Source organism: Achromobacter sp. D10, assembly GCF_035282245.1.
Lineage (GTDB): Bacteria > Pseudomonadota > Gammaproteobacteria > Burkholderiales > Burkholderiaceae_B > Achromobacter > Achromobacter insolitus.
In genome coordinates, this window is record NZ_JAYJLE010000004.1 from 112,438 (window position 1) to 127,939 (window position 15,502).

Consider the following 15,502-nt stretch of genomic DNA (forward strand, 5'->3'; position numbering starts at 1 on the left):
GCGGTTTGGTACTAAGCCAGGACCCGCGGGCTCGCTACGCTACCCCCAAAGGCCATCCGATAGAACATCAAGGGGTAGAACATGCGCAGCGCAAAGAAATGCCTGACCACGATACTGACCGCGTTGGCCTTGGCGAATGGAGCCATGGCCGCGGACGCGCCCAAGCCCGGCGGCACGCTGGTGATAGGTTCGACGCAAGTGCCACGGCACCTGAACGGCGCGGTCCAGTCGGGCACGGCAACCGCCTTGCCCAGCGCGCAACTGTTCGCCAGCCTGCTGCGTTATGACGACGATTGGAAGCCGCAGCCGTATCTGGCGCAGTCCTGGGAATTGGCGCCGGACGGCAAGTCGCTGACCCTGCACCTGCGCCAAGACGCCGTGTTCCACGACGGCAAGCCAGTGACCTCGGCCGACGTGGCGTTTTCCGTCATGGCGGTCAAGAAGAACCATCCATTCCAGACCATGCTCGCGCCAGTGGAGGCGGTGGACACGCCGGACCCCTACACGGTGGTGCTGCGCATGAGCAAACCGCATCCAGCCATTCTGCTGGCGTTGTCGCCCGCCCTGATGCCAGTGCTGCCCAAGCATATCTACGACGACGGCCAGGACCTGAAGAACCATCCGCGCAACTCGGCCGACGTGGTTGGATCGGGGCCGTTCAAGTTCAAGGAATTCAAGCCGGGACAGGAGATCGTGCTGGAGAAGTTCGACAAGTTCTTCCTGCCCGGCAAGCCCTATCTGGACCGCATCGTGGTGAAGATCAATCCCGATGCCACCAATCTGCTGATCGGCCTGGAGCGCGGGGATATCGCCGCCTTGCCCTTCATGACCGAGCCCACCATCCTGAGGCGCGCCAAGGATAATCCGGCCATCGCCATGACCAGCAAGGGCTACGAAGGCATAGGCGCCTTGAGCTGGCTGGCATTCAATACGGCGCGCAAGCCGCTCAACGATGTGAGGGTGCGGCAGGCCATCGCTTACGCCACCGACAAGGGCTTCATCACCAAGGCCTTGAATGCCGGTTTCGCCAAGCCCGCGGACGGCCCCATCATCGGCACCAGCCCGTTCGCCACGCCGGACGTGGTGAAGTATCCGCTGGACCTGAAGAAGTCCGAACAATTGCTCGAAGAGGCGGGTTTCAAAAAGGATGGCAAGGGCGAGCGCCTGTCGCTGACGGTGGACTACATGCCCGGTTCCGACGTACAGGGCAAGAACGTGGCGGAGTACCTGCGCAGCCAGCTGAAGAAGGTCGGCATCGCGGTGCAGGTGCGCGCGTCGCCGGACTTCCCGACCTGGGCCAAGCGCATCGCCAGCAAGGATTTCGACATGACCACCGACATCGTCTTCAACTGGGGCGATCCGGTCATAGGCGTGCACCGCACGTATCTGTCCAGCAATATCCGCGACATCATCTGGACCAACACGCAGTCCTATTCCAATCCCAAGGTGGATGAGCTGCTGGAGCAGGCCGGCACGGAAACCGACGTGGACAAGCGTCGCGCGCTGTACGCCGAGTTCCAGCGCCTGGTCACGACCGACGTGCCCATCGATTTCCTGACGGTGATTCCGTACCACACCTTGTCGTCGAAGAAGGTGCACGGCTTGCCGGATGGAATATGGGGCGTCATGTCGCCCATGGACGATACCTATCTGCAGTAGGGCGGAGTTGCCATGACGCGCTATCTCTTGCGTCGCCTTGCCTACGCGCTGGTGCTGCTGCTGGCGGTGGTGACGCTGAACTTCCTGCTGATCCATGTCTCGCCGGGCGATCCCGTCGAGACCATTGCGGGTTCGATGGGCGGCATCAGCGAAGAATTGCGGGCACAGTTGCGCGCGCAATACGGACTGGACAAGCCCTTCCTGACGCAGCTGGGCATCTACCTGATGCAGGTGCTGCGCGGCGACCTGGGCTATTCCTACTTTTTCAACGTCCCGGTGGCGCAATTGATCTGGGACCGCGTTCCCGCGACGCTGCTGCTGGTGGTGACCTCGGTGCTGAGCGCCTTCCTGGCCGGCACGCTGCTGGGCACGCTGGCCGCCCGCAAGCCCAACGGGCCGCTGTCGCAGGGCATCACGCTGCTGTCGGTGGTGGGCTATTCCGCGCCAGTATTCTGGACCGGCATCATCCTCATCATCCTGTTTGCCTCCGTGCTGCCGATATTTCCGGTGTCGGACATGCGGTCGGCAGGCGGTCCGCAGGACGGCTGGGCGGGAGTGCTGGACGTATTGCATCACCTGGTGCTGCCGGCTTTCACGCTGGCGTTCGTCTACCTGGCGCAGTACAGCCGGCTGGCTCGCGCCAGCGTCATGGAGGCGCTGTCGGCCGACTACATCCGCACGGCGCGCGCCAAGGGCCTGCCAGAACGGTCGGTGCTCTACAAGCACGCGCTGCGCAACGGCGTGCTGCCGGTCGTGACCATGCTGGGCCTGCAGTTTGGCAATGTGCTGGCGGGCGCGATCCTGGTCGAGACAGTCTTCAACTGGCCCGGGCTGGGCCGCCTGGCGTTCGACTCCGTGCTCAGGCGCGACTACCCGACGCTGCTGGGCATCCTGCTGTTTGCGTCGTTGCTGGTGGTCGTGATGAATCAGCTTACCGATCTGGCCTACCGCCTGATCGATCCCAGGATCAAGACCTCATGAGCCAGACTCCTCCCGCCATGCCGGTTGCCGCCTTGCCAGCCCAGGCGGCGCGCCCGCCGGCCCGTCCCTCATACGAGGCCTTGCGCGTCTTCGCGCGCAATCCCTCCGCGCTTGCCGGGGTGCTGCTGCTTGCCGTCATTCTGGCGGTGACGATCTTCGGGCCCATGATCATGGAGGCCGACCCCTTCGAGATCGCGGGCGCGCCGATGACCCCGCCGGGCGCGGACGCGGTGCTGGGCACCGACTATCTGGGCCGTGATGTGCTGACGGGCATGGTCTATGGGGGCCGCGCCACGCTGCTGGTCGGCGTGGTGGCGGCGGTGCTTTCCATGGCCATCGGCCTGACGGTGGGGGCGCTTGCAGGCTACTACGGCGGCTGGATCGACGAAACCCTGATGCGCATCACGGAGTTCTTCCAGGTGCTGCCAACCTTGCTGTTCGCCATGGTGCTGGTGACGTTGTTTTCGCCCTCGCTGGCGACGATATCGGTTGCGATCGGAGTGGTGAGCTGGCCCGGCACTGCCCGGCTGGCGCGGGGCGAATTCCTGCGTCTCAAGCGCCGCGAGTATGTGTTGGCGGAGCGGGTCATAGGCGCAGGGGACGCGCGCATCATCTGGAGGGTCATCCTGCCCAATGCACTCGCGCCCTTGATTGTGTCCGCGACGCTCGCGATCGGCATGGCGATCCTGTTCGAGGCGGGGCTGTCGTTTCTCGGGCTGGGCGACCCCAACATCATGAGCTGGGGTTTGATGATAGGCAGCAACCGGCCTTACATCCTGACGGCGTGGTGGGCCGTGACCCTGCCAGGCGCCGCCATTTTTCTGACCGTGCTGGCCGTCAGCCTGATCGGCGATGGGCTGAACGATGCGTTGAATCCCAATTCGCGGGGGCGAGCATGAATGAAGCGGTGCAATCCCCGGTGCTGGAGGTCGATAGCCTGAGCCTGGAATTCCAGGCGCGCGGCCGCGTGGCCGAGGTGCTTAGCGCGGTGAGCTTCGACCTGAATCCCGGCGAGACCTTATGCCTGGTGGGCGAATCCGGCTGCGGCAAAAGCATGACCGCGCTAGCCATCATGCGGCTGATCCCGGCCCCCGGACGTATCGGCGCCGGCAGCGTGCGCCTGCGCGGCGACGATCTGGCGGGCCATGACGAAGAGGCCATGCGCCGCGTGCGCGGCAACAAGATCTCCATGATCTTCCAGGAGCCCATGACGGCGTTGAATCCGGTGTACACGGTGGGCGACCAGATTGCGGAGCCCCTGAGGCTGCATCAGGGGCTGAGCAAGAGCCAGGCCCGCGAGCGCGCGGTCGAAATGCTGAAATCGGTGGGCATACCCCTGCCGCAACGACGCGTGGACGATTATCCGCACCAGATGTCGGGCGGCATGCGGCAGCGGGTGATGATCGCGATTGCGCTGGCCTGCGATCCGGACGTGTTGATTGCGGATGAGCCGACTACCGCGCTGGACGTCACGGTCCAGGCGCAGATCTTCGATCTGCTGCGCGAGCAACAGGCGCGGCGCGGCACCGCGGTGCTGCTGATTACGCACGACATGGGCGCCGTCTCGGAAATGGCCGACCGCGTGGTGGTGATGTATGGCGGACGGGTGGTCGAGCAGGGGGGCGTGCGCGAGATCCTGGCGCATCCCAGGCATCCCTATACGCAAGGATTGATCGCCTGCCTGCCCGAACTGGACCGGGAGCCCGACGACTTGCGGCCCGATCTGCCCGAAATCCCTGGCGTGGTGCCCTCGATCTGGGAGCGCGGCGCGGGCTGTCCATTCATGGAGCGTTGCGGGCAGGCCATGGCGCGCTGCCGCGACGAGTTTCCGCCACTGACCCGAGTGGGCGAGGGGCAGGAGGTTGCCTGTTGGCTTTATCCGGAGGCCGCGCGATGACGACACCGCAATCCCCCGCCTTGCTGTCCGTGCGCGATCTGGCTGTCCACTTTCCGATCGGCGGCCGTGGACGCGACGGCAAGCAGGCAGTCGTGAAGGCGGTCGATGGTGTTTCCTTCGATCTGCAGCGCGGGCGCACCCTGGCGATCGTGGGCGAGTCCGGGTCGGGCAAGACGACCACCGCCTTGTCGGTATTGCGCCTGGCCGATCCGACCGCGGGCTCAATCCACTTTGACGGCACCGATCTGACCGCGTTGAACGGCTCGGCCTTGCGCCGCATGCGGCGGCGGGTGCAACTGGTGTTCCAGGACCCGTACTCTTCGCTCAATCCGCGCCAGCGCGCGGGCGACATCGTGCGTTCGCCGCTGGATCTGATGGGCATCGATCCGCCCGGAGGGCGCGAGGCGCGGGTGGCCCGAATGTTCGAGCTGGTGGGCCTGCGCCCGGAACAGCGTCAACTGTTTCCACACCAGTTTTCCGGGGGGCAGCGACAGCGGCTGAACGTGGCCAGGGCGCTGGCCAGCGCGCCGGACCTGATCGTCTGCGACGAGCCGGTTTCGGCCCTGGACATTGCCATCCGCGCCCAGATCCTGAATCTGTTGCGACGGATCCAGCGAGAGCACGGGCAGTCGTTTCTGTTCATCTCGCACGACATGGCGGTGGTCGAACACATCTGCGACGACATTGCTGTGATGTACCTGGGCAAGATCATCGAGCAGGCCCCGCGCAATGCCTTCTTCACGCGTCCGCTGCACCCCTATAGCGTCGCCCTGATGTCGGCGGTGCCGACAGTGAAGGGCGGACGTGAACTTGCGGCGCGCCGCGTCCGGCTGGCGGGGGATCCGCCCAGCCCGGTCGATCCGCCGCCGGGCTGCCGCTTTGCCGGCCGTTGTCCAGCCGCGCAGCCTTTGTGCGCCACGCGCGAGCCGGCGTTGCATGAGATTGCCCCAGGCCACCGCGTGGCCTGCCATTTTGTCGAGTCCCGCAATGGCGTCGTGGTGGCGCCGCTGCAGGGATGAGCCCACTTCCTATCAGAAGGACAGCCAGATGAGCCACAGCAACGGCCGGACCACGATCTATGCGGCGCGCAGCATCCTGACCATGAATCCGATGCAGCCCCGCGCCACGCATGTGGCGGTGCGCGAGGGCCGCATCCTCGGCGTGGGCAGCCGGGAAGACCTGGCGGGCTGGGGCGCAGCCCACCTGGACGACCGCTACGCCGACAAAGTGCTGATGCCGGGCCTGGTGGAAGGGCATTGCCATCTGCCGGAAGGCGGCATGTGGAAGTTTGTCTACGTGGGTTACTACGACCGCCGCGGGCCCGATGGCCGGCTATGGGAGGGCTTGAAGAGTTTCGAGGCCGTCGCCGCCCGGCTGCGAGAGGCCGAGCGCGCCTTGCCGCAAGGCGAAACGCTGATAGGCTGGGGATTCGATCCGATCTTCTTCGACGGCACGCGCATGCGCGCGCAGGACCTGGACGCCGTGTCCGCCGAACGGCCGGTGGTGGTCATGCACGCGAGCATGCACTTGATGAACGTGAATACGACCATGCTGGCGCGCGCCGGCATAGATCGCGATACCGACATCGAGGGCGTTACGCGCATGGAGGACGGGCGGCCCAGCGGCGAGCTTTGCGAGTTCGCGGCGATGTTTCCGGTCATGCGCCTGATAGGCAGTCCGTTCCGCACGGTAGGCGTATCGGAAGAGGGCCTGCGCATGTTCGGCAAGGTGGCGCAATGGGCGGGTGTTACCACCGCCACGGATCTGGTCAATGAACTGGGCGACGAGGGACTGGCGACGTTGGCGCGCATCACCGCCGAGCCGGACTATCCCGTGCGCATCGTGCCGGCCGCATCCGCGCTGACATACGCGGGGGATCCGGCGCGGTGTCTGGCCAAGCTGGCGGATGCGCGGCGACTGAACAACGACAAGCTGCATCTGGGCATGGTCAAGCTGGTGGTGGACGGTTCAATCCAGGGCTTCACGGCCAGACTGCGCTGGCCGGGCTACTACAACGGCGCGCCCAATGGCATTTGGGTGATCGCGCCGTCTGAGCTGGACGCCCTGGTCCAGGCCTATCACGACGCCGGCGTGCAGCTGCACATCCACACCAATGGCGACGAAGCGACCGAGCTCGCGATCGACGCAGTGGACCGCGCACTGCGCCGCAGCCCGCGGCGAGACCACCGCCATACGCTGCAGCACTGTCAGATGGCGGATGCGGCGCAGTTCCGGCGCATGGCCAGCCTGGGCATGTGCGCCAACCTGTTCGCCAACCACATTTTCTATTGGGGCGATGCGCACCGCGCCTTGACGATGGGGCCGGATCGCGCCAACCGCATGGATGCCTGCGCCTCGGCCGCGCGCGCGGGCGTGCCGTTCTCGATCCATTCGGACGCGCCGATCACCCCGCTTGCACCCATGTTCACCGCCTGGTGCGCGGTGAACCGCCAGACGTCCTCGGGCCGCGTGCTCGGTGAGTCCGAGCGCATCGGCGTGGAAGCTGCCCTGCATGCCGTGACGCTGGGCGCCGCCTACACCTTGCACCTGGACCATCTGGTCGGTTCCATCGAGATCGGCAAGCATGCCGATTTCTGCGTGCTGCAGGACGATCCCCTGGAAGCGCCGCCCGAAGCGTTGAAGGACGTGCGGGTGCTGGGCACCGTGATAGGCGGCAGGCCGCTGGCGCTGCGGGAGGCCTGACATGGCGCCGCAGGGCGGGGAGCGCATTGCGTTGACGGTGGTGGGCGGATTTCTCGGCGCGGGCAAGACCAGCTTGCTTAACCATGTGCTGGCCAAGAGCCGGCGCCGCGCCGCGGTCCTGGTCAATGATTTTGGCCCGATGGATATCGACGCGGGGCTGGTCGCGCAGCGCACCGACCAGGTGATCCGGCTGGCCAACGGCTGCGTCTGCTGCTCGATGGCCGGCGGTCTGGACGACGCCCTGGCGCGCGTGCTGGCGCTGGATCCCTTGCCGGAATGGATCGTGATCGAGGCCAGCGGGGTGTCCGATCCGGGCCGCATCGCGCAGGTGGGCATGTCCGACCCCATGCTGCAGCTGGAGGGCGTGGTGGTGCTGGCCGATGCCGCGAACGTGCGCGCGCTGGCGGCGGATCCGTTGCTGGCCGATACGCTGGAACGCCAGCTCAAGGCAGCCGATCTGCTGGTGCTGAACAAGACCGATCTGGTCGCCGCCGAAGAGCTGTCCTCCGTGCGGCAGTGGCTGGCCGTGACGACGCAAGGGACCGCGATGGTCGACGCGCGGGAAGGCCGCGTGGATCTGCGGCAATTGTTTGGCGAGAGCGCCGGCCGCGTCGCGCCGCATGATTGCGTGGGAGGCGCTTGTCGCCATCCCGCGCATGTCCATGCGGCTGCGGGAGGAGACCCCGATCACCCGTTCCAGAGCTGGCTGTGGCGCGCGCCCGCCATCGTGGATGCCGACAAGCTGGCGAGCAGGCTGCGCGAACTGCCCAGGCAGCTGCTGCGCGCCAAGGGCTGGGTGCGCACCGACAGGCATGGCCTGGTGCTGGTCCAGTTTGCCGGGCGGCGGGTGCGTTACGACACGCAGGCCCGGCCTCCGGCCAATCTGGAGGCACCGTCGTTGGTGATGATCGGGATGCGCGGCGCCATCGATCCCGATGACGTTGACGCGTGGTTGGCGCCGGCCGCGGCTTGAGCCATGGGCGGGTGTCTGGTGCAAGCGATTTTCCATTTCTGGTTCTAGACCCTGCTGGGGGCCTCACTTACCTTGGATCCTGAATGCTGGCGCATGCCGCGCCGGTATCTACCGGAGGTACGCAATGCAGAAGACCGTCACCGCGGACATGTTGGCCGAATTCGCGGCGGCCTGGAACCGCCACGATATCGATGCCCTGATGTCCTTCATGAGCGACGACTGTGTGTTCGAGACCGTGGCCGGACCAGAGCGTTGGGGCGCGCGGCACACCGGGCGCGATGCCGTGCGAGCCGCTTTTGCGGCAGCCTGGGCTAGCTTTCCCGACGCCCAGTGGCGCAACGGACGGCATTGGGTCGCGGGCGACAGGGGCGTGTCTGAATCCACCTTCAGCGGCACTGCCGCCGATGGCACCCGGGTAGAGGCGGACATGGTCGACGTCTTTACCTTCCAGGACGGCAAGATCCGCGTGAAGAACGCCTACCGCAAGCAGCGCCCGGCCTTGCCGGCGCGCCCCTGAGGATGCCCTCCGCCCTTCGCAACCGGAACGCAGCATGGATACTCAAATGTCCTTCCAACCTGAAGGTCCGGCCGCTGTCGGCCGGTCGGCGATCAGCGCGTACAACCCGGCCTACGACCCATTGGTGTCTCCGCCGGGGCGAGGCCAGGACTACGCGCCCACCTATTGGGTCGCGACCGCGGGCGCGCCTCCCGAGGACGACGGTCCCGTCCATGGCGACATCGATGCCGATGTGGTGATCGTGGGCTCGGGCTTCACGGGCCTCTCGGCCGCCCTGACGCTGGCGCGCGATTTCGGCGTGAAGGCCGTGGTGCTGGAGGCGAATCGCGCGGTGTGGGGTTGCACCAGCCGCAACGGCGGGCAGGGACAGAACGCATCGGGGCGCTTGTACCGCTCGCAATGGATCGAGCGCTGGGGCCTTGCGACCGCAAAACGCCTGGACGCAGAGATCCGCGAAGGCTTCGAGTACTGGAAGAGTCTTGTGGCCCAGGTGGATTGCGACGCGCAGCCTGGCGGCCATCTGTACACCGCGCACCGGCAGAAGAAGATGGCGTTCCTGCAGAACGAGGCCCGTGTGATGCGCGAGGCGTTCGGGTACGACACCCGGATCCTCAGCCAGAGCGAGCTGCGCGAGCGCTACGTGAACGACCGCGAGGCGGTGGGCGCGATGCTGGAACCGGACGGTGTGGGCGTCCATCCGCTGAAGCTTGCCTACGGCTATATGCGCCAGGCTCGGGCGCTGGGCGTGCGCATACACCCGGGCAGCCCGGTGCTGGGCTGGCGCGCCGAGAACGGCGGCGTGCGGTTGCAGACCCCGGCCGGGTACGTGCGCGCACGGCGCGTGGCGTTCGCCACGGGAGGCTACACCGCGCAAGGCGTCAACCCCCTGCTGGACAACCGCATCATGCCCGTGCTGTCGAACTCGCTGGTGACCCGGGTGCTGACGCCGGCGGAACGCGATGCCGCCGGCTTGAAAAGCACCGTATTCATCACCGACACGCGGACCCTGCGCTTCTACTACCGGCTGCTGCCGGATGGCCGCATGCAAATAGGCAGCCGCAGCGCCTTGCGCGGCGCCGATGCGCAGCACCCGCGCCACCTGGCCTTGCTGCGCGAAGGGCTGGCGCGCAAATTTCCCACGCTGGCCGGAGTGGATGTCGACTATTCCTGGTGGGGCTGGGTGGACGTGAGCCATGACATGATGCCGCGCGTGACGCAGCCCGATTTGGCGCAGCCCGTCTACTACGCCTTTGGCTACGGCGGCAATGGCGTGGCATTTTCCGCGCATGCGGGCAAACGCCTGGCCCAGCGCATGATGGGCAAGGACGGCGTGGCCTGGGATCTGCCGATCTACGATTCACCTTTGCCGGGGCATATGTTCGCCCCGTTCCGCCGGCTGGGTCAGGGGTTGCTGTACCGTTGGTACTACCTACGAGACGAAGTGCTCTAGCGTGTGCAGATCCGGGCCTTGCGGGGCCTGTTTCGCGTCCGCCGCGCGGCGTTGGCGTTCGACGACCTTGGCCAGCCTGGCGATGCCCGGCTCGATGTGCTCGGGCCGGATGGACGTGAAGCCCACGCGCAGGAAGTTACGCGGAGCGTCGGCGCCGTTCATGAAGAACACGTCGCCCGGCTCGACGACCACGCCTTCAGCCAGGGCCGCTTCGGACAGATCCACGGCATTGAGCCAGGGCGGACCTTGCAGCCAGCATGACGAAGAACCCGTGATCGGGATGACCTTGAAGTCAGGCAGGTGCCGTGCCAGCGCGCGGGCCAGTTCGGTGCCGCGTTCCTGATAGGCCTGGGATTGGCGGCGCAGCAGCGAATGGTGATGGCCCAGCGAAATGAACAAGGAAAACGCCCGCTGGATGTAGGCCGATGGGTGGCGCAGCATCAGGCGGCGCAGGGCGCGCAGCTCGGCGGTGAGCTCGCGCGGGGCCACGATGTAGCCGATGCGCAACCCCGGCGCGAAGGACTTGGCGAGGCTGCCCACGTAGATCACGCGGCCGTCGCGGTCCAGGCTCTTCAGTGCGGGGATGGCCCCTTCGCCCCAGCGGCTTTCGCTTTCGAAGTCGTCCTCGATGATCAGGCTGTCGGCCTGGCGGGCCAGCGTCAGCAGGCTCTGGCGGCGTTCCATGGACAGCGTGACCGTGGTGGGGCATTGATGGCCAGGCGTGACGAAGAGGTAATCGCAGCCCAGCAGATGGGTGCCGGTGCACAGCCCTTGTTCGTCGACGGGCAAGGGCAGGAGGTTGCGCGTGTGACTGGCGAAGATGTTGCGCGCGTCGGGGTAGCCCGGGTCTTCCATGCCCACCACGGTGTCTTCGTTGACAAGCAGGTCGGCTAACAAGTAGAGCGCATGCTGGGCGCCCACCGTGATGACGATTTCCTCGGCATCCGCCCAGACGCCGCGGCGCGGCAGGACCTGGGTCCGGATCTGTTCAATGAGCGCGGGGTCGTCGTGGGTGATGAGGTCGGGCGCCCAGCTGCGGATGTCCAGCACCGATAGCGCCTTGATGCAGCATTCGCGCCATTCCGCGGTGGGAAACAGGTCTTGGTCGAACTGCGCGTAGACAAAGGGGTAAGGCTGCTTTTGCCAGTCGCGCGGCTTGGTGATGTTGCGCTGGCGGGTCGGGCGAAAGCGCATTCTTTCATCCCAGCGCACGCCGGCCGCGCCGTCGCCGCCGTCGGGCGCCGGGGCGTCCGGTGCGGGGCCGGAATGGCCGCGCATGACCGTGTCGCTGACGAAATGGCCGCTGCGTTCGCGCGACACCAGGTAGCCTTCGCTGACCAGCTGCTGGTAGGCGAACACAACGGTGTTGCGCGCAATGCGCAGCTGATCGGCCAGGTGCCGGCTGGACGGCACGGGCGTGCCGGGCGGCAGGTGGCCGCTGAGGATGGCGGACACCAGCATCTGGCGCACGCACCCTTGCAGGCTGAGGTTGGGCGCGCTTTCCCGCTCAAACAGACGCTCCCACAACACAGGCTTTAGCATCGAGGCCTGGCTGGACATGACGGCTCCTTGTGTAGGCCGCGCAGCCGGTAGCCGCTGCGCAGGCGCCGTTCTTGAGGATAGAGGAGCCGGATAGGGGAGGAAATGAGGGATTGCCCGGGCGGTGTTCAGACCCGTCCCTTCCAGGGAATGGCGAACTTCTCCAGGTAGCGGACCAGCAGGTCGAAGGCAAAGGCGAACACGCCGATCACGATAATGCCCATGATGACGGTGTCGCTGGCCAGGAATTGGGCGGCGTTCAGCACCATGAACCCCAGGCCGCGGTCCGCGGCCACCATCTCGGCCGCCACCAGCGTGGTCCAGCCCACGCCGATGCCGATGCGCATGCCCGTGAAGATTTCCGGCATGGCGGCCTTCAGAATCACGTGCCAGACGATCTGCGCGCGCGTGCCGCCCATCGCGTAGGCCGCATGGATCTGCTCGATGGACACCGAACGCACGCCGGCGCGGGCGGCGATCGCCATGGGTGCGAAGATCGCCAGGTAGATCAGCAGCACCTTCGGGAATTCGCCGATGCCGAACCAGATGATGATCAGCGGCAGATAGGCCAGCGGGGGCAGCGGACGGTAGAACTCGATGGGAGGATCGAAGATGCCGCGCGCATAACGATTCACGCCCATCAGGATGCCCACGGGAATGGCGGTCACGCAGGCCAGGAAGAAGGCGCCGAACACTCGCGACAAGCTGGCCAGCGCATGTTCCGTGAGCGTGGAATTGGCGACGCCATCGGTCATGGCCGAGACGAACTTGTCGTACACGGCAAAGGGCGAGGGCAGGAACAGCGGCCGCACCCAGCCGGCGCTGGTCACCAGGAACCAGAGTCCGATGAGCGCCAGGCTGGTGATCAGGCTGATGTGGCCGCTGTATCCCGCGCCAGGCGCGCCGTAGACTTTCCCCGGCTGGGCAGGTTTGTGTCCGGGGCGGCTGCTAGCCATGGAAGCCTTGGGGGGAGGAGGCTCGCTCGTCGCCATAGATGATGCCAAGGACTTGTTCGCGCATGGCGATGAAGTCGGGACTGGATTTGATGCTGCGGCCATCGCGGGTCTCCAGGTAGCGCCGGTTGAAGTCAGGCGTGAAGGTGTGCGTGATGCGGCCCGGGCGGGGCGACATGACGATCAGCCGCGAACCCAGAAACAGCGCTTCTTCCACGCTGTGCGTAATGAAGAAGAACATCTTGTTGGTCTGCCGCCAGATATCCAGCAGCAGCTCCTGGATGGTTTCGCGGGTCAGCGCGTCCAGCGCGGCCATGGGCTCGTCCATCAGCAACATGGCAGGGTTGCAGGTCAGCGCGCGCGCAATGCCCACGCGCTGCTGCATGCCGCCGGACAACTGGTAGATCATGTGGCGGTGGAAGTCCTGCAGGCCCACCAGCTCCAGGTTGCGGCGGGCGCGGGCGCGGCGCGTTTCCTTGTCGACTCCTTGCAGCTTCAGGCCGAACTCGGTGTTCTCCAGCACGTTCAGCCACGGCAGCAGGGCATGTTTCTGGAACACGACGCCGCGGTCGGCGCCCGGTCCCACGATGGGGGCGCCGCCCAGCGTGATCTCACCCTCGGTGGGCGACAGGAAGCCCGCCAGCAGACTGAGCAGGGTCGTCTTGCCGCAGCCCGAGGCGCCCAGCGCAACGACGAACTCGCCGGGCTGGATGGTCAGGTTGACGTTTTGCAGCGCAATGACCGGGCCGCTGTCATGCAGGCCAGGGTAGGTGACGCTGACTTTTTCCGCGCACAGGCTTTGCGTGGCGGACGTGGACTGCATGGTCATGCCGGCTCCCCTTGTGGTGGGACGGGCTATACGCTGCCCGGCGCGGCGCGGGGCAGGCGGCGCGGGACCGGCCGCCTGCCGAAGCGCCTGTTACTTCTCGGCGGCACGGGCATACTTGTCCGTGACGTGCGGGCTGTAGTCGGCCAGGGCGCGGTCGATCTGCTTCTGGTCCTTCAGGAACTTGGCGCTGGCGGCGAAGGCCCGCGCGGCGCCCGATTCCTTGCCGCCGCCCAGCCAGACGTTGGAAGCCTGTTCCTGCACGGTCGGGAAGACCAGCAGCTTGAGCGCCTCGACCATGTCCTCGGGTTTGCCGCCGATAAGCTTGACGATACCCTTGATTTGCGGGGAGTCTGCCGTCCATTTGGCGCTATTGGCGCGGTAGTCCGCGTAGGACTTGGCGAGCACGCTGGTGAAAGCGGCCATGAACTTGGGGTTCTTGGCGGCCCAGGCACGGTCGACCACGATGCCGTCGAAGGTCGGCACGCTGGCCGCGCCGATCTGTTCGGAGTCAGCGATGATCTTGCCCGTCTTGGCGATCTCGGTCAGCGCGGGCGGCCAGACGTAGGCGGCGTCGATGTCGCCGCGCTGCCATGCGGCCACGATTTGCGGCGGCTGCATGTTCAGGATGCGCACGTCGCGCGGACTGATTTTCCAGACCTGTTCCAGCCCTACCAGCAGGTGGAAGTGGGAGGTCGACACGAACGGGGTGGCGACCCGCTTGCCCTTCAGGTCGGCGGTGCTGTTGATGCCGGACCCGTTGCGTGCCACCAGCGCTTCGGACTTGCCGATGTTGTCCAGAATCCAGAACAATTCCATATCCACGCCGCGGGTGGCCGCGGCGGTGATGCCGGTGGAGCCCAGCACGCCGACCGGGACGTTGCCTGATGCCAGGGCCGTAGAGATGTCGCCGCCGGAAGTGAACTGGCGCCAGTCCACCTGGTAGCCGGCGTCCTTCAGGGCCTTGTCGAAACTGCCGTCGGCGATTGCCGACAGGAACGGCCCGACGATCAGCTGGTAGCCAACGACCAGCTTGGTCTGGGCATAGGCGGGAGCGGCCAGCAGCGCGGCGGCCAGGCCGGCCAGGGTGCAGCGGCGGATGAGGCGGAATATCGCGTTCATGGAGATCTCCGGGAAGGAACGGCCGCGCTCCGGCGCAACCGGCTGGAATCAGTTTGCCCGGATGGGGCCAGAACGCTAGGGCCAGATAACCGGATCAGTAGGAGCCAAGTGTGGGCCCCCACGCTGCGCGCGCTTCGCGCGCTTGCTGCCCCCCGAGGGGGCTGCGCCGCCTTGGGGCGGCCCGGCGGCGGCGCGGCTATTTTTGCGTAGGGGGTGCGCTGCGCGCGTTTGGGGCGCCTGGTGTCTATCGGGCTGCGCCGCTATTTTTTTGCGCAGGGGGTGCGCTGCGCGGGTCCGCCAGGCTATCTACATCGAAAAAGTCGCGGGCGTCGGGCTAGCGGATGAGGCTGAGGAACTCGGCTCGGGTCGAGGGGTTGTCGTGGAATTCGCCCAGCATGACCGAGGTGACCATGGATGAGTTCTGCTTTTCCACGCCGCGCATCATCATGCACATGTGTTGGGCTTCGATGACTACGGCGACGCCGGCGGCGCCGGTCACGGATTGCACGGCTTCGGCCACCTGGCGGCTGAGGTTTTCCTGGATCTGCAGGCGGCGAGCGTACATCTCGACGATGCGGGCGACCTTGGATAGGCCCAGCACCTTGCCGTTGGGCAGGTAGGCCACGTGGGCCTTGCCGATGAAAGGCAGCATGTGGTGTTCACAGAGCGAATAGAGCTCGATGTTCTTGACCAGCACGATCTCGCGGGTGTCGGAAGTAAACAGCGCGCCGTTGACGATTTCATCCAGGTTCTGGCCGTAGCCGCGGCACAGGTGGCGCATGGCTTTGGCCGCGCGAGCCGGCGTATCGGCCAATCCTTCGCGGGACGGATCTTCCCCGAGTTGTTCGAGAATGGCGGTGTAGTGCTTTTCCAATGACATCG

The 15,502-nt window shown here is 66.2% G+C and carries 14 protein-coding genes; 9 read left to right on the forward strand and 5 right to left on the reverse strand.

Annotation, left to right across the window (positions count from 1 at the left end; all coding sequences use genetic code 11):
- Positions 1 to 81 precede the first annotated feature (81 nt).
- The 9 genes from VCS63_RS12870 (at position 82) to VCS63_RS12910 (ending at position 10,180) form a co-directional block, all read left to right on the forward strand.
- Positions 82 to 1,659: an ABC transporter substrate-binding protein gene (locus VCS63_RS12870; RefSeq protein WP_042793373.1), complete on the forward strand. Its 1,578-nt coding sequence runs from the start codon at positions 82 to 84 to the stop codon at positions 1,657 to 1,659.
- Between the two features lie 12 nt (positions 1,660 to 1,671).
- Entirely contained in the window at positions 1,672 to 2,640 is a 969-nt protein-coding gene (locus tag VCS63_RS12875) for an ABC transporter permease (RefSeq protein WP_063640797.1), read from the forward strand.
- Positions 2,637 to 3,539 (forward strand): ABC transporter permease, encoded by a 903-nt coding sequence (locus VCS63_RS12880; RefSeq protein WP_063640796.1) that lies wholly within the window; start codon positions 2,637 to 2,639, stop codon positions 3,537 to 3,539. Before VCS63_RS12875 ends, VCS63_RS12880 begins: the two co-directional genes overlap by 4 nt.
- Positions 3,536 to 4,537 carry an ABC transporter ATP-binding protein gene (locus VCS63_RS12885; RefSeq protein WP_042793375.1) on the forward strand — a complete coding sequence of 334 codons (1,002 nt, stop codon included), beginning with the start codon at positions 3,536 to 3,538 and terminating at the stop codon, positions 4,535 to 4,537. The genes VCS63_RS12880 and VCS63_RS12885 overlap by 4 nt, the downstream gene beginning before the upstream one ends.
- Positions 4,534 to 5,556 carry an ABC transporter ATP-binding protein gene (locus VCS63_RS12890; protein ID WP_042793376.1) on the forward strand — a complete coding sequence of 341 codons (1,023 nt, stop codon included), beginning with the start codon at positions 4,534 to 4,536 and terminating at the stop codon, positions 5,554 to 5,556. The genes VCS63_RS12885 and VCS63_RS12890 overlap by 4 nt, the downstream gene beginning before the upstream one ends.
- 28 nt (positions 5,557 to 5,584) lie before the next feature.
- Positions 5,585 to 7,240, forward strand: a complete 1,656-nt coding sequence (locus VCS63_RS12895; RefSeq protein WP_323879952.1) for an amidohydrolase — start codon at positions 5,585 to 5,587, stop codon at positions 7,238 to 7,240.
- Between the two features lies 1 nt (position 7,241).
- Positions 7,242 to 8,213 (forward strand): CobW family GTP-binding protein, encoded by a 972-nt coding sequence (locus VCS63_RS12900; protein WP_175198951.1) that lies wholly within the window; start codon positions 7,242 to 7,244, stop codon positions 8,211 to 8,213.
- A 124-nt stretch (positions 8,214 to 8,337) separates the two neighbouring features.
- Entirely contained in the window at positions 8,338 to 8,730 is a 393-nt protein-coding gene (locus tag VCS63_RS12905; protein WP_301875414.1) for a nuclear transport factor 2 family protein, read from the forward strand.
- A 34-nt stretch (positions 8,731 to 8,764) separates the two neighbouring features.
- Positions 8,765 to 10,180, forward strand: a complete 1,416-nt coding sequence (locus tag VCS63_RS12910; RefSeq protein WP_416379189.1) for an NAD(P)/FAD-dependent oxidoreductase — start codon at positions 8,765 to 8,767, stop codon at positions 10,178 to 10,180.
- On the opposite strand, the gene VCS63_RS12915 is transcribed toward VCS63_RS12910, so the two are convergent.
- The 5 genes from VCS63_RS12915 to folE form a co-directional block, all read right to left on the reverse strand.
- Positions 10,160 to 11,740 (reverse strand): PLP-dependent aminotransferase family protein, encoded by a 1,581-nt coding sequence (locus tag VCS63_RS12915; RefSeq protein WP_063959673.1) that lies wholly within the window; start codon positions 11,738 to 11,740, stop codon positions 10,160 to 10,162. The two genes, VCS63_RS12910 and VCS63_RS12915, sit on opposite strands and share 21 nt — an antisense overlap.
- 107 nt (positions 11,741 to 11,847) lie before the next feature.
- Positions 11,848 to 12,675 (reverse strand): ABC transporter permease subunit, encoded by an 828-nt coding sequence (locus tag VCS63_RS12920; protein ID WP_063640789.1) that lies wholly within the window; start codon positions 12,673 to 12,675, stop codon positions 11,848 to 11,850.
- Positions 12,668 to 13,501 (reverse strand): taurine ABC transporter ATP-binding protein, encoded by an 834-nt coding sequence (locus VCS63_RS12925; protein WP_063640788.1) that lies wholly within the window; start codon positions 13,499 to 13,501, stop codon positions 12,668 to 12,670. The genes VCS63_RS12920 and VCS63_RS12925 overlap by 8 nt, the downstream gene beginning before the upstream one ends.
- Positions 13,502 to 13,591: 90 nt before the next feature.
- The gene (gene tauA / locus VCS63_RS12930; RefSeq protein ID WP_042793380.1) at positions 13,592 to 14,620 is read right to left on the reverse strand and encodes a taurine ABC transporter substrate-binding protein; all 1,029 of its coding nucleotides are present in this window, start codon (positions 14,618 to 14,620) and stop codon (positions 13,592 to 13,594) included.
- 334 nt (positions 14,621 to 14,954) lie between these two features.
- Positions 14,955 to 15,500 carry a GTP cyclohydrolase I FolE gene (gene folE / locus VCS63_RS12935; RefSeq protein ID WP_042793382.1) on the reverse strand — a complete coding sequence of 182 codons (546 nt, stop codon included), beginning with the start codon at positions 15,498 to 15,500 and terminating at the stop codon, positions 14,955 to 14,957.
- Positions 15,501 to 15,502: the final 2 nt, after the last annotated feature.